Source organism: Acidovorax sp. GW835-FHT14G06 (genome assembly GCF_058793595.1).
In genome coordinates, this window is the sequence record NZ_JBXAGA010000002.1 from 515502 (window position 1) to 532681 (window position 17180).

Below are 17180 nucleotides of genomic sequence, written 5' to 3' on the forward strand. Positions count from 1 at the left end.
CCAGCGAAAACGACGCTTTCCCACTGGCAGGCTGATGCTAATGGGAAAAAATCGCGTTTCCAAGGGAGAAACGGCTTTTTTTGCCTCGATTTGTAGCGGTGGCGCCGCGCACCATGCAGCAATGGGCCGCCAAGGCGCGCCAGGCTTGACAAAGACGCAGCAGAGGGTGGGTTCCAAGCACGGTGCCTCGGGGCATCTTCTTGGTGCGCGTGGGGCGCTACGTCTGGGGTGGGGGCTGCTGCAGCACAATCTTGCACAACGGATTTGCCCGTCAACGAACGCGGCTCGCCCGCAGGTGTGTGCCCCGGCGAGGGTGGGGCGTTCGGTGTTGGGTCCGTGCTCGCCCGTGCCGTTGTGGCGGGTTTGATTGTTGAAACCGTCTGATTGACTGAAAGGATCTTGGAATGGCTGCAGCTTCGCCTCTTCCCCTCACGCCGTTTGCTACCTGCGACTTTTGTGACGTCCACAAGGGCGACACCAGCGGTGCGTTCCGCGTGCTGCCCCCGGTGTTCCAGAGCTTTGGGGGCGTTGCCGCGTTCGCGGGCCCCGTCACCACCGTCAAGTGCCACGAGGACAACACCCAGGTCAAGGCGGCTGTTGAGTCCGCTGGCGAGGGCCGGGTGCTAGTGGTGGATGGCGGCGGTTCGCTACGCCGGGCCCTGGTGGGCGGCAACCTGGCGGCAGCCGCCGCCCGCAATGGCTGGGCCGGCATCGTGGTGGACGGCTGCGTGCGCGACGTGGCCGAGCTGAACGCGGAAGCCGTCGGCATCCGCGCGCTGGCGCTGATGCCGCTGCCCACCGAGCGCCGTGGCGAGGGGCAACGCGATGTGGTTGTGTCGATTCAGGGCGTGCCTGTGCGCCCTGGCGACTGGCTGTATGCCGATGCCGACGGCATCGTGGTCAGTGCGCAGCCCTTGCACGGCTGAGGCCGGGCCGGGCCTCGGCTTTAGCAGTCCCTCTCGCTGGGGTTGGTAGGGAGATGAGCCACGAGCGCGTGGATCAATCGGTACGGCTGTTCCGCCGCCCCACGCGCAGCGCCGCGCGCGAGGGCAGGGTGGCCAGCAACACGCTGGCCAGGGCGATGGCAAAGGCAACCAGTTGTATGCCCGTCAACGCCTCGCCCAAAAACAGCACACCCACCAGTGCAGCGCTGACCGGCAGCATGACCGAGAAGACACCGCCTTGCGCAGCGGGCACGGCCTTGAGTCCGGTCATCCACAGCCACACCGTCCACATGCAGGCGGCCAGCGCATAAAACAGCAGCAACACCCAGGTGCCCCAGCCCACAGAGGCAAACGGAAAGTCCAAGGCCAGGTACAGGCCAAATGGTGTCGTCAGCACAAAGCCCCACAAGTTGATGAGCGACGTGATGCGCTTGGGCTCCAGGCTGCCGGTCAGCTTCTTGCCGATCACGGTGTAGGCGGCCTCACAAATCACCGCACCCAGCAGCAGCATTTGGCCCCACCAAGCGTGGTTTGCAGTGTTTTTGGCTCCAAGTGCTGGTTCTATGTGCGCCGCGTGCTCTGGTTTTGATAGTGAAAACAGTGCAATGCCCAGCACCGCGCAGAGTATGGCCATCCAAGTGCGAGGCGTCACCCGTTCACCCAAAAATGCCCAGCCCATCAATGCCACGGCTGCTGGAATGGCTGCCAGGGTCACGCCTGCCGAGACAGCGTCGGTCAGGCTCACGCCGTAGATCATGCAGATCGTGAACAGAAAGTTGCCCAGAAAAGACTCCAGGAACAGCAGCCGTTTCGTCTGTGATGTGAGCGGCGGCTCGTTATCGGGTTTTTTGAGCCAGTGCAACATGGCGATGCCCCCGATGCCAAAGCGCATCCAGGCCAATAGCAACACCGGCAACACCGCCGCCAGCGGTTTGGACAGCGCGACATAGCTGCCCACCAGCGCCATGCTGAGGGCTAGGCACAAATAGGCGAAGGGGCGGTTGGGAGGGTTCGTATTCACTAGACTGGGGTGCTGTTCAACCAAAAAAGACTGCGCATCATGCCCGAGCCTTCTTCGCCTGCTGGCACCCCACGCCATGTATTTGTGTACGGCACTTTGCGCCGTGGCGGGACCAACGACATCACGCGCTTGCAGCCCGCTCCGCGCTGGGTGGGGTTTGCGCAGGTGCCTGGTGTGTTGTTTCATTTGGGGGCGTACCCGGGCATGACGCTGGGTGGCGATCAGCCGGTACATGGTGAGGTTTACGCCATCGAGCCTGCTCTGGAGGTGATTTTGGATGCCATTGAAGGACTGAGCGGAGACAGCCCGACGGACGAGTACCTCAAGCGGGAGACCATGGTGCAGCTGAAAGGGCAGCCGTTGCCTTGTCTGGTGTACGAGATCAATACCCGCTACACGGCGAGCGCACGCCGAATTGAGCATGGTGACTGGCTCCATGCAGTGGGCGCAGCGGCGCCCTAAATTTTCACCATGCGAAAGTATAATTTCTTGATATGGAATACGATAGATGTTGCATTGCCGCAATTTTTCTCGATATGAGAAATCAATTTCTATATTGAGAAATCACGTGGTTAAGTGGTTGTTTTGAAACAAGAAAATTTATCTCTTCTATAAGACATAAGAGCTTGCGCAAGTCTTATAGAAGACTTAAAGTTGTCTTCAAGGGCGGCACACAGCAGCCCGGCGTTTTCAACCAACCCCTGGAGTGATCTCATGCCCCAATCCCTCAACGAACAACTGAGCCGCGAACAGCAAATTGCCGCCCTGGAAAAAGACTGGGCGACCAATCCCCGCTGGAAGGGTGTGAAGCGCGGCTACTCCGCTGCAGACGTGGTGCGCCTGCGCGGTTCGCTGCCCATCGAGCACACGCTGGCCAAGCGCGGCGCGGAAAAGCTGTGGGACAAGATCAACGGCGGCGCCAAGAAGGGCTACGTCAACGCCTTTGGCGCCATCTCTGCTGGTCAAGCCATGCAGCAAGCCAAGGCAGGCCTCGAAGCCGTGTACCTGTCGGGCTGGCAAGTCGCCGCTGACGGCAACACGTCAGAAACCATGTACCCCGACCAGTCGCTGTATGCCTACGACTCGGTGCCCACCATGGTTCGCCGCATCAACAATACCTTCAAGCGCGCCGACGAAATCCAGTGGGGCCGTGGCATCAACCCCGGCGACAAGGAATTCATCGACTACTTCCTGCCCATCGTGGCCGACGCGGAAGCTGGTTTTGGCGGCGTGCTGAATGCGTTCGAACTGATGAAGAACATGATCCAGTCGGGCGCTGCCGGCGTTCACTTCGAAGACCAACTGGCTGCTGTTAAGAAGTGCGGCCACATGGGTGGCAAGGTGCTGGTGCCCACGCAGGAAGCCTGCGAAAAGCTGATCTCTGCCCGTTTTGCTGCCGACGTGATGGGCGTGTCCACCATCGTGCTGGCCCGTACCGATGCAGAAGCCGCTAACCTGATCACGTCCGACCACGACGCCAACGACAAGCCTTTCCTGACCGGCGAGCGGACGCAAGAAGGCTTCTACCGCGTGAAGAACGGCCTGGAACAAGCCATCAGCCGTGGCGTCGCCTACGCTCCCTACGCCGATCTGGTGTGGTGCGAAACTGGCGTGCCAGACATCGGCTTCGCCCGTGAATTTGCGCAAGCCGTGCACGCTGCCTGCCCCGGCAAGCTGCTGTCGTACAACTGCTCGCCATCGTTCAACTGGAAGAAGAACCTCAACGACAAGCAGATCGCTTCGTTCCAGGAAGACCTGTCGGCCCTGGGCTACAAGTACCAGTTCATCACGCTGGCCGGTATCCACATCAACTGGTTCAACACCTTCCAGTTCGCCCATGCATACGCCCAGGGCGAAGGCATGAAGCACTACACCGAAATGGTGCAAGAGCCTGAATTCGCGGCACGCGAAAAGGGCTACACCTTCGTGTCGCACCAGCAGGAAGTGGGCGCAGGCTACTTCGACGACGTGACCACGGTGATCCAGGGCGGCTCGTCCTCCGTGAAGGCCCTCACGGGTTCGACCGAAGAAGAGCAGTTCCACTGATCTGAAGTCCCCAAAGTGGGAATAATAAAAAAGGCCACCCTGCGGGGTGGCTTTTTCCATGGTTGATTGGTGATTTGCATCTGATGGCAGCGGCAGTTCGGTCTTCGGTAGACTCAGTTTCAGTTTGCCGGCATTTCTTTGGGCCCAATGTCCTGGACATGTTTCAAGGTAGGGTGTAATACTGCGGAATGACTCCAACTTGCCTTGATCTTTTTTCTGGATGCGGTGGCCTGTCGCTAGGCTTGGGCGCTGCGGGCTTCTCCACCCTGTTCAACGTCGAAGCACATCCCGATGCGTTTTCCACCTATCGGTATAACTTGCTTGACAAGGGGTGCGGGAGGCACCTTTGGCCGGATTGGCTGGAGAAGAGAGCGTGGTATGCGGAGGAGTTGCTTGCTAAACACACCGCAGAAATAGCCGCACTACATGGAAAGGTCGATTTAATTGCGGGTGGGCCGCCATGCCAAGGATTCAGTATGAATGGACTGCGGCGCCCGGATGATCCGCGCAGCCGCATGGTTGAAGTCTACTTAGATTATGTAGAACTCGTTAAGCCTCGACTTGTGCTCCTTGAAAATGTAGTTGGATTTCATTCCATGAAGCATCGAACGGGGGGGACATATAGTGACTATGTTGTAAAAGAACTGGATAGACTTGGTTATGACACTTGGTTTGATATCCTCAAGGCTGCAGACTGGGGAGTTCCGCAGCGTAGACCGAGATTTATTCTAATTGGTGCGCTTAAGGGTTCTATACCCGGTATAGATCCGATGCAACGTATGCGCGTTGGGCGGAAGATGTTTTTAACCTTAAGGAAACTTGGCCCAGATTACACTACAGCTCGAGCTGCAATTTCCGATCTGGAAGAAGGAGAGGGCGATTTGAAAATTGATCCGGAGTGGGGTAAGCTCGGATTCAAAATGCTAAATCGTGCCAACGCCGCAGCGAGTCCCTATCAAGAGTTAATGAGAATGGACTGCGTGGACCAGCCTCGCGATATGCGCTTACCGCGCCATAGTCCTGTTTCTGTGGAGCGCATGCAGGATATATTGAATAGTTGCGAGCGTGGAGTATGTTTAAGAATTGAGGACAGAGAGCGTTTGGGAATCAAGAAGCGGGCGACGACGCCTCTCGATCCGGAGGCTCCCGCACCAACTATTAGTACATTGCCGGATGACTTTATACACTATTCTCGTCCGCGATCTATGACTGTACGTGAACATGCACGTCTGCAATCTTTTCCTGATTGGTTTTCGTTTCAAGGACCATATACAACAGGTGGAAAGCGGCGCAAAGATTCATGTCCTAAATTCACTCAGGTGGGAAATGCAGTGCCACCACTTTTGGCGGAGGCACTTGGCGAAGTATTAATTGGGCTATTGGCCATTCAGCGGCGTAACGAGGCCACTGATTTCGCGAATTGCGTCAATGTATATAGCGAAGGTCCTGCGGATATCGGGAAAATCATCAACACTGATTTCGTTGCTGCCTTGTAATAGCCATCCGGCTTCGCCCTTAACTTCGATAACATGCCCAAGAATATTGCGCTTTGTTAAGACATGTTGCACATACTGAGAGCTGTTTCTTCGTAGTTCTCGTAGTCTCTCCACTTGTGCATGATTCATTCCAAAAGTGGCAGGGTCAGCGACGGCAATTTGAGTCAAACGACGAAAATGGCTAAAGAGTTTCGCGCTGTCAACAGCCCTGGTATCTAAGCGGCTGGCTAGGTTTCCTTTGGTGGATTCTGTGTAATTTGATTTCATCTTTTCGATAAAATCAAGAACCTCGTCATCTAAATCGGATGTTTTTTCGGCACATTTGGCGTCGCGATCGCACATTGATAGCATCGCTGTTTTCATCAGATCGTCGCACTCAGCAACTACCCTCATTGCGAGTCCTCTCATTCCGGATAGTCTGTCCAGTGCACGTGCAGTTTGATCTATAAGCTCACCCGTGCGTTGTATGAAACGCTGATGGTCACGAAGGCTGCAATACACTCCCTCAACTTCTTGCGCCGCGATTAGCCTGCGAAGTTCACTTTCTTGAACACTTCCGGAGTAAAAAAGTATGGTGATGGAGGGGAATAATTGACGTACTTTTGGTGCTAATTCATCGCCGTTCTCGTCTCTTAGGCGGTAGTCAAGAAGAATAATGTCATATCGATGATATAGGGCATGTGTCTTTGCTAAATCTTCGATCTCATTTCCATTTGGAATTACATCGATGCGAGCAATGAACCCTGCATCACGAACTCGACGCTTTAGGTTTTGTTCTTCTTCTGGACTGTATGAGTCTTCTATCCAAAGAATGCCGAAATCAAGATTCATGACTCCTCCCCCGAAAATACGATTTCAAAATCAGCTCTGCTGCCGTCGCCGATCATTTCTATAGTGCCGCCCATTGCCTGAATGATGTGGCGAATGCTGTAAAGCCCTAGTCCAGTCCCATTTGTGGAACCCGAATATCCGCGCTCAAATAGTTTGGAAGGATCTACCTTTCGCTCATCGATCCCAAGACCGTTATCGCTAACCTTTATGGATACCGAATTCTTCCCTTTTTTTGTTGCTTTGAATTCAATTTTTCTCGCTTTTGCTTTTCTGGCATTGTCAAGTAAATTGTCAATTACCACTGCAATGTCGACGGGTGAGAATTCTCTGTAAAGATTTAGTCCGGAGGCGTCGAAAGTGGCGGTTGGCATGCCTGGCACTCCGGTTAATCGAACTTCAAAATATTCTTGAAAAAATTGCAATAGATCGCCACGAACTTTGTCGGTTTCCAGATCTATTCTAATATTTGGAGCAAATGAAAGAATAACTCCAAGTCTGTCGCCTGACAATGTCGCTCCCGCGATTGATGAAGAAAGGCGACGTGAGGATTGACGAATGGAAGCAAGCAGGTCCTCTATATCGTCTCCATCCTTAAGACTGCCCGGATTATTTGCTGCAGATAGAATAACCCGGGTCTCATGAGCTGCATTCGTTATGGCGGACCGAATGTGCCCTAAATGGATTGTGGCTTGATGCATCAGCAATTGAATGCGATCAACATCCACATCCAAGCTGCTCCCTAGAAAAGCCGCTTGTTTCTCCAGCAGTGCGATACGTGCATCTGAGCGATGCCGCTCTTCTAGTGCTCGCTGAGCAACCTCTCTTGCTTCTTCTCGTGAAGCTTTGAGCTCTTCAATACGCTTTCGGGCATCTTCAATTTGCTTCAGTAAGGTGCTATTGCCGCGGCTTTCCGCTACTTCCGACATGGCTTTGAGCAAGTCATTCGTAACTTGGTCCGGGTCATCCGGTACTCTAACTATATCTTCATCATAGTAAATAATTTCTATGTCTTTTGCTCGAGCAAAATTCCCAATGATCGTGAGAATTCTTTCTCGTGCCTTGTCTGTTTCTAGTCCATCCGGCGTTTCCCGATTCTGATCATGCTTATCCTTCCAGTTAACGCCAACTACGTAGCGCTCAAGCCGAAAGATCATGTGCTTTCTGATCGCCTCAAACAATGCACGACTACGAGCGTCTTCGACAAGTCCCGAATCTCTGCTAGAAACTTCACGAAACATTTTTGGTCTTGCTGAAACATCAACACGTCCAATAATGTCGCGAGTTCCTAGGTATCGCGATTGCCCTTGCTGTTTTCTTCTATTCAATCCCAATGTGTCATCAAACTCTTCGCCAATTGGAAATATTCTAAATCTATTGAGAAAGAGAAAAACGCTTCCAAATTCAATGGGTCGAACCCCCATGCGTACTGTAAATGTGTGTTTTGCAGCTCTGTTTAAAAAATATATTTGCCCCTCAACTCGACAGTCTTCAAGTTCCTGGTAGATAGACCGTTCTCGAATAGAGTAAATTTTTCTCCCTCGATCAAAGAGAGTTGTATTGATGTACCCATTTTCGATGGTTACCCAAATTCGACTAGTTTTTTCCAAAAGAATTTCGGAAATTTCGTTGCCAACTTGCCCGTCAACGCCATCAATTGGTATGTTGGAATTTTCTACAAGCCAAGTTGAAACTGTGACGTTGGTGGTTGTTCCGAATGGGTCAATTAGTTTTGCCAGATCTCTTCGAAGTCTCTTTATCGTATCTTCGTCCCAAGAATGTCTAGTGTTCTTTATCACAAGAACTGTGCCATGCTCGGAAGGTGGCTTTGCATTATAGATTTTTGGAAATGATTTCGTGGAGCTCAGTTTTACGCCGATGTCTTGAAATTCTTCGGTGCTGTCTTGCTCAAATCGAGTCCAATCGACATCGAGTTTTGAAATGGTTCGAGAATTCGCTCTAAGGCTAAAGAGCTCCAGTTTTTCGCCTAAAGTATCACACGCAAACCGCCCTATCCCTTTACTTCCAGCGAATTGTCCAGCCGGCTTTATCTTGTCGCGATAGCTATCTGGTGGAGTTTGTGCTTTTTCTGAATATGCCACAAAAAGCCACTTCTCATGAATATCAGTGCGTGACATCCCGAATCCATCATCGACAATTGTTATTGTGCGATCTTCGGGGCAAAATTCTATATCTATTCTTGTAGCGCTGGCGTCGAAAGAGTTCTTTACTAGTTCAAATATCGCCACATATTCATTGGTGACCAGGTCGCGTCCGATGATATCTTTTAGGTGGGAGCTGACTCTAAATTTTTCTGCGGTGATCATTATTTATTTTCCTTGTGAGTAATATCGAGAATCGCTCGCACCAGAAAATTTGTTAATATTTAAATATAATGAAATGGCGAAAATCATTGTGCCATTTTTAAATTTAATATTGATTGTATCCCCGATAAAGCTACTGAGGTGGCATGAAGTGGCGCTTGGCCACCTCTCTTTATCTTAGCGTAGTAGTACTGCGAGCATTCACTTAGAGCCGCTTGCAGCGTCTAGCCCATTCCACGCTCTGATCCCCTTAGGAGGTGCGAGAAGTGCCTCACCATCGGCTAGCTGTGCCATTGCGATTCCTGAGTTAAAAAACAGCACTGAAGTTGTGCAATTAGGCGTGTTCAGCGCCCCTTGCGGGCGCTCATCATCCGATATGGAGGCGTTCACACTTGTGCGCGCAATTGCCTCATGCTTGCTGCCAATGTCTTCGTCCACGAGAGGGCCTGCATGTCCTCGCATTTGTGAGTTGAATCTTTTCTACTCCAGATGCGTGGTGGAGACCATTTACCGGACTAATACTATTAGTCCAGCGTGGGTCGGCTGGTTGCTCTGATGCGCCGCTCGACTTCCTTGAGCACGTCGGATGGCAAGGTATCCAACGCCTCGCAGAGCTTGAACACCATCCGTACGCTGGGACTGTTCTTACCCAATTCGATCAACGAGATGTAGTTGCGATCGACATCCGCGCGCAGTGCCAAGTCAGTTTGACTCCACTTGCGTCGTGTTCTCAGGCTCCTGAGCGCCTGTCCGAATGCCTGATCTGGTTCCACCATCTTTGCTCAATAAGTTGAGCAAGGGTGAAGCAGTGCGCCATCCATTTTGCAGCATATATGCGGCAAAATTCATTGACAGCTTTTTCTACACGCAGATTTCTTTGATTCATCACTTCTAGGAGGACCCCCAGAGCATCTCAATCACTGGCCGTACAGGCTGCCACCCGATCCAACCCATCCCAGCAAAGCACCGATCCACACCCATGCAACTCGTGAACCCAATCGTTTCCATCACCCTCATCGCTGTCTTTTCCCTCACCGGTTGCTCCGGACCCAGCCGCGAAGAACTTGCCCGCGTCAAATCCGAATGCGCCAGCTTCCACAAACAAGAGCGCGCCAAGTACGGCGCCATCGTCAAACCCATCGACCACTGGACCAAGGATGGCCACATCGTCGTGGAGCTGTCTGAAAAGGCCAGCGAAGACGCGAGCAAGTACACCAGCCACCTGTGCGTGTACGACAAGGACAAGGGAAGCATTGCGTTGCCCAGCGTGTTCGAGCGGTCTCGCTGGAGCAAGTAGTCACCAACCAGTATCCTCAACCAACATCCACCATCAATTTCAGGAGGGAGTCCATGGAATACGAATACAAGGTAATCGACGTGGCCGACGGTGCCATCAGCTCAGCCCTGCTGGGCGAAGGCCGCATCGAAACCGGCGTGCTGGAGGCCTACATCAACGCCATGGCCTCCGAGGGCTGGCGCATGGTGTTCATGACCAAGGTAATGCAGCGCCACCTGCTGGTGTCCGACCGAGAAACCCTCATGGTCACTTTCGAGCGCCGTGTCCCTGAGTCAGAAAGAGCCGCCCGTGCCGCCCGCTGCATCGATGACGTCATCGCAGCCGAAGAGCAAGCCAAGCGGGTAGGGCGCAAGGCCGTCGCTGGTGCTGCAGGCGCAGTCCTGGGTGGCGCCGTCCTGCATGCCATCGCCGACCACCTGCAAGAGGGTGAGTAGTCGCCTGGATCGTCAACATCCCATTCATGAGGAGACCTATGGACTTGAACGAACGACTGGCGGCAAGGCGCAAAGAACTGGCCGAAGAAGCCGAGCAGGCTCGCAGGGAGGCAGATAGGGCACGCCAGGCTGAACTGGAAGCCGCCCGCCAGGCTGCACAGGCCAAGGCAGCAGCGGAACCACCCTTGCCGGACCCCATGACCTTGCAGACACCCGCAAAGAAAGCCGTGGACATAGATGAAGGGGTGGAGTTGCTCAAGGATGCCGTCGAACGCACCACCAAGAAGCAAGTTGCCATCTTCTGTGCCATGGCTGTGCTCGCTCTGATCGGCCTGAGCAAAGACATCCTGATGGCGGTCTTCTGGGCTGTGTGTGCACTCGGGTACATCGCCTTCACGCTCGGAACCCACATCGAGGACATCAAAAAGTCCAGCATGCCGGAATAAACGCCAACCCCGCCACAGCTCCCCCCTGCAACCGAAAGACCCGGGGACGCTAAAGCAGAGAACTACCCTCTAGGAAATCGACCAACTCAACCCGTGATCTATCGCACCCCACCGGGCGCCCCTGGAGCAATCCTCGGGCGCTTTTTCTTTGTCTGACCACTTCATCAAAAAGGAAAGCGGCCTATGCAAACCTACCGAAACCATGATGCCTTGAATCGACTGGCAAGTACCGAGAATGCTCTGGGCCTTCACACCCTGGTGGCGGAACGGCTCTCAGAAGAAGCCTTTACCGAGATGAACGACTGGGCATCGTTGCTGCATGTCGTGGTGATGGACCCGGAAGACACCCCCCATGCCCTGGAGCAGCAACTGGGCTTCACCATCCTTCATAACCGCTGGAATGGACTGGCGAACGATCACCCCGACTTCACTCCGTCTTGGGATGCCCTGGAGGTGTACGAACACTGGTATGTGCTGACCTTCATCCTGAGCGACGACGGTTTCGGCATTGTGGTGTTCATGCCCCGGGGCATCCCCCATGCACTAGCGTTGCTCTGCGATCGCTATGCCCGGGAGGGCCACCCCCGATGACAAAGCAAGCACTACTGCAACACCTGCTGGAATCACTTCACAGCGACCAACAAGCCACCTTCGGGTGGCATTTTTTTGCCCACCTAAAACTGAGAAAAACCGCGTATCTGAAATGAGGAATGTTCCTCGACAACCCATCAAAAGGACCACCAATGACAGATGCCAATCAACCCGATACCACTCCAGAAGTCATCACCATCACTACCCTGCGCACCGACCAGTGCCCCTCCTTGTCCGGCCGCTCCACGCTCACCTACGAGCTGGGAAACGACCCCGAAGGCCGCCTGCACCTGCGTGTGACCCACAACCCTGGCAAGGGGCACCACAACCCTTCCTGGATCGCCTATGACGCTGTAGAGCCTTTGTTGATGGCGGCGACCACGCTGTCGGCATCGGCCCTGGCAAAGCTCTTTGCGGGCACCTCGGTGAACACCGCTGGCTTTGTGATGGCGGTTCTCAAGCACCTGGGGATTCTGCAAGCAGTGACGGACAAACGGCATGCCTACCAGTACGTGGAAGGAGTTGATTGGAAGGCCCGGCTGCAGGCGCCCAATCCACCCGCCATTCAGTCCGCCAAAGAGCCCACCACTCAGCCCACCCACCGTCCTGTGAAGGATGACAAGGCTCGCGGCAAGCGGGCAGGGGCCTTGGCCGCTCCATAAGCCAGCCCCTGCGAACACCTGCAGACCCCCTCATTGCAAGCGGTAAGTCCACCCACCGGCGACACCCTCGCCCGGACCTATTACCTCTGCCTTGCTTTAGGAGTCTCTATGGCCGCTTTGCTTGCCGCTTCCCTGACCACTGTTCTCGTCCTTCACCTCATGGCCTCCGGCGCCCGCTGGTTGTGCCTGGTCGGACTGGGCCTCTTGGTCTATGCCTTTCCGTTGCACTTCCTCGTGATCGTGCTGATCGCTGCGGGGCTTGTGTACTACCTCGACACCCATAGAAAGAAGTAATTTCATGACTTATCAAGACTGCGTTCTGACTGCCGCCACTGCCATGCTGGACCGGGATATCCCCGTCGAACTTCTGCCCTTGACCATCACCAGCCATGCAGCAGGTCTGCTCGGGTGGGAGGCGGAGCGCCTGGGCACCCCGGCCTGGGACTGATACCCGACCCATTGCCCCGCAGCAACCGGCCCACCTGCGGCCAACCTGGGCAGCTCTTGCCCGCCTCCCGGACCCGGCCCTCGCGCGCTGGCCCGCCGGAACACCCTCCCCAAGAACACCCTGAAGACGAATGCCGTGTGACACGGAAGCTTTGCCGTGGGTGATCGACGGAGGGACGCAAAAGAGATACCCCGGGGTGGTGCCGCATGGTGCTGCTCCGGGGTGGCTCGGTCTTTATTTTTTCAACCAGCGGTTTTCAATTTGTGTTTGCATATGTGCAAAAACACAGTATTGATAATAATTTTTGGTTATTTAAAGGCGAATCTTTAACCAGGGGACAGTTAAGCGATAGACACACAAAAAAAGCGCTTGCGATGAGCTTGCAAATTGATGTGGTCTTGACGCGTATGAGCTTGGGCTCGGAGTAGTGGCTTGGGCTACGAAAGAGCTTTTGGCTGTCATTAACGTTTGACTGGAAAGAGCATTTGTATGGAAAAAAGTAACGTTTCGGATATGGAGAATGAGCTTGCAGCAGAGGGTGGGCTTGCAGCAGAGGGTGGGCTTGCAGCAGAGGGTGGGCTTGCAGCAGAGAGTGAGCTTGCGGCAGAGAGTGAGCTTGAGCCGAAGAGCGGGCTTGGTGCAGGCACTTTGGATGTCGAGGCCGGGGTGCCAGCGGTGGACAACGCCGCAGTCATTACTGAGCTCATCGCGAAGACTGCGCATCGTTGCGGCGCTCCATTTGAACCTGAGGCCCTTCACGCGCTGCTTGCGCTGCGGGCTCGTGATTTGGCCGGGTGGATGGACGTGCGGGCGACGCTAAAGCGAGTCAACGGGGAGGTGTCACTGACCCAGCTCGACCGAGCGCTGCGCAAGCTCGAAAGGGTGCAAAAGAAGGTGGTCCCCACGCACCATGGGTACGCGATGGATGTGCTCAAGCACATGGCCATCGGGTCGTACAACCCGGTTTCTGTCAGGGGGACCCTGTACATACCCCGCGCGAACTCAAGGCTGTGGGAGCCGCTGTCATTCGGCGAACTTGAAAAGGTCGTGGCAGAGCTTCATGACGATAAAGAGAACTGCCTGCGCCAGGAGGACTACTGCAGCATCGCAAGCCACGCGCGGGCTATCGCAACCAACGATACCTTCTTTGAGAAAGCTCCCGAAGGTGTGGCGTGCCTGCGTAGCTTCTACAGCGCACGGGACGGGAAGGTTTGCAAGGAGCTTCTGAGCTTGAAACACCGCCAAACAGTGGCGCTGGACTTCGAACCGGAGGACCTTCCTACCCCGCTGTATGACGCGTTCATGCACGAAACCTTCTGTTCCAAGGTGGAGGGCGAAGAAGAGGGGCAGCGGCGGCTTATGGAGGAGTTTGCCGGTGCGGTGATGCTGGGGGTCGCCCACCGTTATGAGAAGGCGTTTGCCTGGCTGGATCGCTACGGGCGCGCTGGAAAGGGCACCCTGGAAAAGATCTACAACAATCTGGTTCCCGCTGAGTTGTGTTCCGCCGCATCTCCCACCTTGTGGGGCAAGGAGTACTACTTGGCGATGATGGCGGGGAAACGTCTGAATGTGGTGGGTGAGCTGGCGGAGCATCTTCCTATCCCCGCCGCTGAGTTCAAGTCGGTACTGGGCCGCGACGAGGTCGTGGGAAGGTTCCCAACACAGCCGCCCTTCACTTTTCGGAACACGGCTGGACACCTGTTCATGAGCAATCACATGATCAGAACCAATGACCACTCGGCTGCATTCTTCTCGCGCTGGCTGCTGGCGGAGTTCCCCAACAGCCGTCTCAAAAGCGGTTTGTCACTGGATGCCGGTCTATCGGAACGCATCGTCAAGAGTGAAATGCCCGGTATCGCCTACAAGGTGCTGCAAGCGGGAGCCCGGGTGCTTCAGCAAGAAGGCTACTCGCCCTCCAAGGTGCACGACCGCCTGATGGCTCAGTGGCAACGCTCGGCCAGTTCTGTGGATGAGTTCATTCATGAAAGCTGCGAGTTGGAAGCTTCGCATCACTGTCGGCGGTCCTCGCTGTATGCAACATACCGCTCATGGTGTGAAGAGAACGGACGCAAGCCCTTTGCCAAGAGTGCCTTCAAGGAAAAGCTGGAATTCAACCTGCAGTTGGGTATCAAGCTGGCGACGCTGGATGGCTACGAGATCTTCCGGGGTATTCGCATGAAGCCCGATCTGACAGCTGAGTCGGATTTGGACGGCCCTTCGGTTCCCGCCCCGGTCAGCGATCAGCCTGCGGACTTTTGAAGGTCCTGCACCGCCACCTCCCCAGAAGTGGGAGAAGTGGGTTTTCTGCCGCCAACCATTGGTAAGAGAGAGAAAACCACGGGACTGCTTGGCGACCCGGCTGGACCTGCCGCCCATGGCTGAATGGGTGACCTCGTGGCCGCGTCAAACCCTCTGCCCGTAAAACAGAGCGGCACCCGCCTCATCTGTTCCGCGTCGTAGCAAGCCAGCTGGGCTTTGCTGCTTTCTCGCCTCCGCTTCTCGTCCATTCCGCCCCTTGTGCTGCTGCGCAAGTCGCGGCGTGGGCGTCCTCTTCGTATTCGTCACATCCCTTCCTTCAATTCGCGCGTCTGTGCGCGCCCATCAAAGGAGATTCCATGCTTTTTGCCTTCCTGCCTCTTTGGCTATCCATCGCGCGGCGGCCTCATCGCTGCCTCGTACTTCAGCTGATCGCCTGGTCAGCCATCCGTCCATTCATCTCCGGTGCGACTGAAAACGCCCCGGCCTCTATCCACTTTCATCCCCAACAAGGAGCCACCCCATGCCCAATGTGAATCTCGATGCCCAATTCGTCCGCGATGCCGTCTGCCAAGAGGGCAGGGGCAAGACCGACTATTACGACAACGCCATCACCGGCTTCATTCTGGAAGTTCGTGCCACCGGAGGAAAGACATACAGCCTTCGGTACCGTGACCCCTACGGGAAACAGCGCCAGCACAAGATTGGTGATGCCAAAGCCATTACGTTCGACAAGGCGCGGCAGGCTGCAGAAAAGCTCCGCTCCAAGGTCGTGCTGGGAGAGAACCCTGCCGAGGACAAGAAGGCCCTTCGCCAAGTGCCCACGCTCGCAGAGTTCATCCGCGACAAGTACATCCCTCACATCCATCTGCACAGGAGAAATTTCCGATCCACCATCAGCTTTCTGAACATCCACATCATTCCTCGCTTCGGCGCACTGCATCTCGACCAGATCACCTCCACGATGATCTCGGAAGCCCATCAAGGTATGCGCAGAAAAGGGTACGCGCTGGCCATGGCGAACAAGCTGCCCATCCTGTTCAAGATCATGTTCAATTTGGCCAAGAAGATGAGAGTGCATGGCGCTTCGTCGAATCCAGCCAACGATGTGACGCTGTTTCAGGCCAACAATGCGAAAGAGCGCTATCTAAGCAGCGAGGAGACCGCACGGCTGCTCGAGGTGCTGGCCCAGAGCGAGAACACCCAGCTCAAGCACATCGTGGCGTTGATGCTGATGTTTGGTTGCCGCAAACGGGAACTGCTGGACGCCAAGTGGGAGCACTTCGATATGGAGCGTAGCAACTGGCGCATCCCCATGTCGAAGTCCGGGAAGGCCCGCAACATCCCTATCTCTGCGAAAGCGATGGAGTTGCTGCAAGGGCTGCCGAGGTGGAATGGGTGTCCATATGTCGTGCCGAACCCCAACACCCTCAAGCCGTATGGCAATCTGTTCTGTGCGTGGGATACGGCACGCAAAAGAGCGGGTCTGCCTGATGTTCGCATGCACGATCTACGGCACAGCTTTGCGAGCAATCTGGTGAACGCAGGCCAGTCCATCTATGTGGTGGGCAAGCTGTTGGGGCATTCCCAGGTCAAGACGACGCAGCGTTACGCACACTTGTCTGATGCCACATTGCATGCCGCCGTGGACGCCGCAGCCAATGCCGCCATCGGTCCAGGACTGGAAAGCCAGAGGGCCAGCGCGTAGCGGAAAAACTGGGCAAAATTTTCCCCCTCCACCCCTCAGCGGAAACGACGGCTGGGTTGGGTGGGTGGTGGGAGAGCCATGGTCCGGGGAAAGGAAAGGCGTTGATTCCATTGGGCATCGGAATCCGGCATAGAAACTCGGGGTGGGGGATGGGTGGGTGGTGCTGAAAAGCAACCTCAAAAAGGCGAAAAAATCCTTGCAAATCTTCAACTTACGAGGATCTTTGGCCTGTTCAACACGTTCCAGTTCGCCCATGCATACGCCCAGGGCGAAGGGATGAAGCACTACACCGAGATGGTGCAAGAGCCAGAATTCGCAGCACGCGAAAAGGGCTACACCTTCGTGTCGCACCAGCAAGAAGTGGGCGCAGGCTACTTCGACGACGTGACCACGGTGATCCAGGGTGGCTCGTCCAGCGTGAAGGCCCTGACGGGTTCGACCGAAGAAGAGCAGTTCCACTGATCTGAGGTCTAGTGGTACGAGGACTGAAGTGTTTAGCGCCACTTCGTTGTGGCGCGAAATGCACTCGACAAAAGCCCGAAGCAAATGCTTCGGGCTTTTTTTCTGGGTGCTGGGGTTAAAATCCGTAGAAATTCACTGCACAAGAGCGAGAAAGGCAATCTGGTTATGACACCGCGAACTACATCGGAGATGTTGACTGGCCGTTAAGGCTGGCTGT

17 protein-coding genes and 1 pseudogene are annotated in these 17180 nt (G+C 55.1%); 14 read left to right on the forward strand and 4 right to left on the reverse strand.

Going from position 1 to position 17180, the window contains the following annotated elements; genetic code table 11:
* The first annotated feature begins 404 nt into the window (after window positions 1-404).
* Complete coding sequence (rraA, locus tag AC1Q64_RS04995; RefSeq protein ID WP_492250657.1) at window positions 405-926, forward strand: ribonuclease E activity regulator RraA; 522 nt, start codon at window positions 405-407, stop codon at window positions 924-926.
* Window positions 927-999: 73 nt separating this feature from the next.
* On the opposite strand, the gene AC1Q64_RS05000 is transcribed toward rraA, so the two are convergent.
* Window positions 1000-1911 carry a DMT family transporter gene (locus AC1Q64_RS05000; RefSeq protein WP_492250691.1) on the reverse strand — a complete coding sequence of 304 codons (912 nt, stop codon included), beginning with the start codon at window positions 1909-1911 and terminating at the stop codon, window positions 1000-1002.
* 93 nt (window positions 1912-2004) lie between these two features.
* On the opposite strand from AC1Q64_RS05000, the gene AC1Q64_RS05005 reads away from it, so the two are divergent.
* The 3 genes from AC1Q64_RS05005 (at window position 2005) to AC1Q64_RS05015 (ending at window position 5507) form a co-directional block, all read left to right on the forward strand.
* Entirely contained in the window at window positions 2005-2427 is a 423-nt protein-coding gene (locus AC1Q64_RS05005; protein WP_291437645.1) for a gamma-glutamylcyclotransferase family protein, read from the forward strand.
* Window positions 2428-2679: 252 nt separating this feature from the next.
* Window positions 2680-4011 carry an isocitrate lyase gene (gene aceA / locus AC1Q64_RS05010; protein WP_055402695.1) on the forward strand — a complete coding sequence of 444 codons (1332 nt, stop codon included), beginning with the start codon at window positions 2680-2682 and terminating at the stop codon, window positions 4009-4011.
* Between the two features lie 188 nt (window positions 4012-4199).
* Entirely contained in the window at window positions 4200-5507 is a 1308-nt protein-coding gene (locus AC1Q64_RS05015; RefSeq protein ID WP_492250658.1) for a DNA cytosine methyltransferase, read from the forward strand.
* Here AC1Q64_RS05015 and AC1Q64_RS05020 read toward each other — a convergent pair.
* The 3 genes from AC1Q64_RS05020 to AC1Q64_RS05030 form a co-directional block, all read right to left on the reverse strand.
* Complete coding sequence (locus tag AC1Q64_RS05020) at window positions 5388-6338, reverse strand: response regulator (RefSeq protein ID WP_492250659.1); 951 nt, start codon at window positions 6336-6338, stop codon at window positions 5388-5390. The genes AC1Q64_RS05015 and AC1Q64_RS05020 overlap by 120 nt on opposite strands.
* Entirely contained in the window at window positions 6335-8662 is a 2328-nt protein-coding gene (locus AC1Q64_RS05025) for an ATP-binding protein (protein ID WP_492250660.1), read from the reverse strand. The genes AC1Q64_RS05020 and AC1Q64_RS05025 overlap by 4 nt, the downstream gene beginning before the upstream one ends.
* A 521-nt stretch (window positions 8663-9183) precedes the next feature.
* A complete protein-coding gene (locus tag AC1Q64_RS05030) occupies window positions 9184-9435 on the reverse strand; it encodes a helix-turn-helix domain-containing protein (RefSeq protein WP_492250661.1) in 252 nt (83 codons plus the stop codon).
* 203 nt (window positions 9436-9638) lie between these two features.
* Here AC1Q64_RS05030 and AC1Q64_RS05035 point away from each other — a divergent pair, with 203 nt between their 5' ends.
* The 10 genes and pseudogenes from AC1Q64_RS05035 to AC1Q64_RS05080 form a co-directional block, all read left to right on the forward strand.
* Window positions 9639-9956 carry a hypothetical protein gene (locus AC1Q64_RS05035; RefSeq protein WP_492250662.1) on the forward strand — a complete coding sequence of 106 codons (318 nt, stop codon included), beginning with the start codon at window positions 9639-9641 and terminating at the stop codon, window positions 9954-9956.
* Between the two features lie 53 nt (window positions 9957-10009).
* A complete protein-coding gene (locus AC1Q64_RS05040; protein ID WP_056645571.1) occupies window positions 10010-10390 on the forward strand; it encodes a DUF4177 domain-containing protein in 381 nt (126 codons plus the stop codon).
* Window positions 10391-10428: 38 nt separating this feature from the next.
* Window positions 10429-10836, forward strand: coding sequence for a hypothetical protein (locus AC1Q64_RS05045; RefSeq protein ID WP_492250663.1), 408 nt, complete (start codon window positions 10429-10431; stop codon window positions 10834-10836).
* A 183-nt stretch (window positions 10837-11019) separates the two neighbouring features.
* A complete protein-coding gene (locus tag AC1Q64_RS05050; protein WP_492250664.1) occupies window positions 11020-11427 on the forward strand; it encodes a hypothetical protein in 408 nt (135 codons plus the stop codon).
* Between the two features lie 152 nt (window positions 11428-11579).
* Window positions 11580-12089, forward strand: a complete 510-nt coding sequence (locus AC1Q64_RS05055; protein ID WP_492250665.1) for a hypothetical protein — start codon at window positions 11580-11582, stop codon at window positions 12087-12089.
* Window positions 12090-12197: 108 nt separating this feature from the next.
* Complete coding sequence (locus tag AC1Q64_RS05060) at window positions 12198-12383, forward strand: hypothetical protein (protein ID WP_010458148.1); 186 nt, start codon at window positions 12198-12200, stop codon at window positions 12381-12383.
* 4 nt (window positions 12384-12387) lie between these two features.
* The gene (locus tag AC1Q64_RS05065; protein ID WP_010458146.1) at window positions 12388-12537 is read left to right on the forward strand and encodes a hypothetical protein; all 150 of its coding nucleotides are present in this window, start codon (window positions 12388-12390) and stop codon (window positions 12535-12537) included.
* Between the two features lie 489 nt (window positions 12538-13026).
* Entirely contained in the window at window positions 13027-14796 is a 1770-nt protein-coding gene (locus AC1Q64_RS05070) for a primase-like DNA-binding domain-containing protein (RefSeq protein WP_492250666.1), read from the forward strand.
* 520 nt (window positions 14797-15316) lie between these two features.
* On the forward strand, window positions 15317-16501 hold the full coding sequence (locus AC1Q64_RS05075) for a tyrosine-type recombinase/integrase (protein WP_492250667.1): 1185 nt from the start codon (window positions 15317-15319) through the stop codon (window positions 16499-16501).
* Window positions 16502-16732: 231 nt separating this feature from the next.
* Window positions 16733-16963, forward strand: a pseudogene (locus tag AC1Q64_RS05080) (isocitrate lyase); the annotation flags it as partial.
* Window positions 16964-17180 lie beyond the last annotated feature (217 nt).

Coding starts and splice junctions, on each gene's coding strand:
- AC1Q64_RS05055 (WP_492250665.1), top strand. CDS start 11,580: ATGACAGATGCCAATCAACCCGATACCACTCCAGAAGTCATCACCATC.
- AC1Q64_RS05045 (WP_492250663.1), top strand. CDS start 10,429: ATGGACTTGAACGAACGACTGGCGGCAAGGCGCAAAGAACTGGCCGAA.
- AC1Q64_RS05015 (WP_492250658.1), top strand. CDS start 4,200: ATGACTCCAACTTGCCTTGATCTTTTTTCTGGATGCGGTGGCCTGTCG.
- AC1Q64_RS05060 (WP_010458148.1), top strand. CDS start 12,198: ATGGCCGCTTTGCTTGCCGCTTCCCTGACCACTGTTCTCGTCCTTCAC.
- AC1Q64_RS05020 (WP_492250659.1), bottom strand. CDS start 6,338: ATGAATCTTGATTTCGGCATTCTTTGGATAGAAGACTCATACAGTCCA.
- AC1Q64_RS05025 (WP_492250660.1), bottom strand. CDS start 8,662: ATGATCACCGCAGAAAAATTTAGAGTCAGCTCCCACCTAAAAGATATC.
- AC1Q64_RS05075 (WP_492250667.1), top strand. CDS start 15,317: ATGCCCAATGTGAATCTCGATGCCCAATTCGTCCGCGATGCCGTCTGC.
- AC1Q64_RS05065 (WP_010458146.1), top strand. CDS start 12,388: ATGACTTATCAAGACTGCGTTCTGACTGCCGCCACTGCCATGCTGGAC.
- AC1Q64_RS05005 (WP_291437645.1), top strand. CDS start 2,005: ATGCCCGAGCCTTCTTCGCCTGCTGGCACCCCACGCCATGTATTTGTG.
- AC1Q64_RS05050 (WP_492250664.1), top strand. CDS start 11,020: ATGCAAACCTACCGAAACCATGATGCCTTGAATCGACTGGCAAGTACC.
- AC1Q64_RS05030 (WP_492250661.1), bottom strand. CDS start 9,435: ATGGTGGAACCAGATCAGGCATTCGGACAGGCGCTCAGGAGCCTGAGA.
- rraA (WP_492250657.1), top strand. CDS start 405: ATGGCTGCAGCTTCGCCTCTTCCCCTCACGCCGTTTGCTACCTGCGAC.
- AC1Q64_RS05035 (WP_492250662.1), top strand. CDS start 9,639: ATGCAACTCGTGAACCCAATCGTTTCCATCACCCTCATCGCTGTCTTT.
- AC1Q64_RS05000 (WP_492250691.1), bottom strand. CDS start 1,911: ATGGCGCTGGTGGGCAGCTATGTCGCGCTGTCCAAACCGCTGGCGGCG.
- AC1Q64_RS05040 (WP_056645571.1), top strand. CDS start 10,010: ATGGAATACGAATACAAGGTAATCGACGTGGCCGACGGTGCCATCAGC.
- AC1Q64_RS05070 (WP_492250666.1), top strand. CDS start 13,027: ATGGAAAAAAGTAACGTTTCGGATATGGAGAATGAGCTTGCAGCAGAG.
- aceA (WP_055402695.1), top strand. CDS start 2,680: ATGCCCCAATCCCTCAACGAACAACTGAGCCGCGAACAGCAAATTGCC.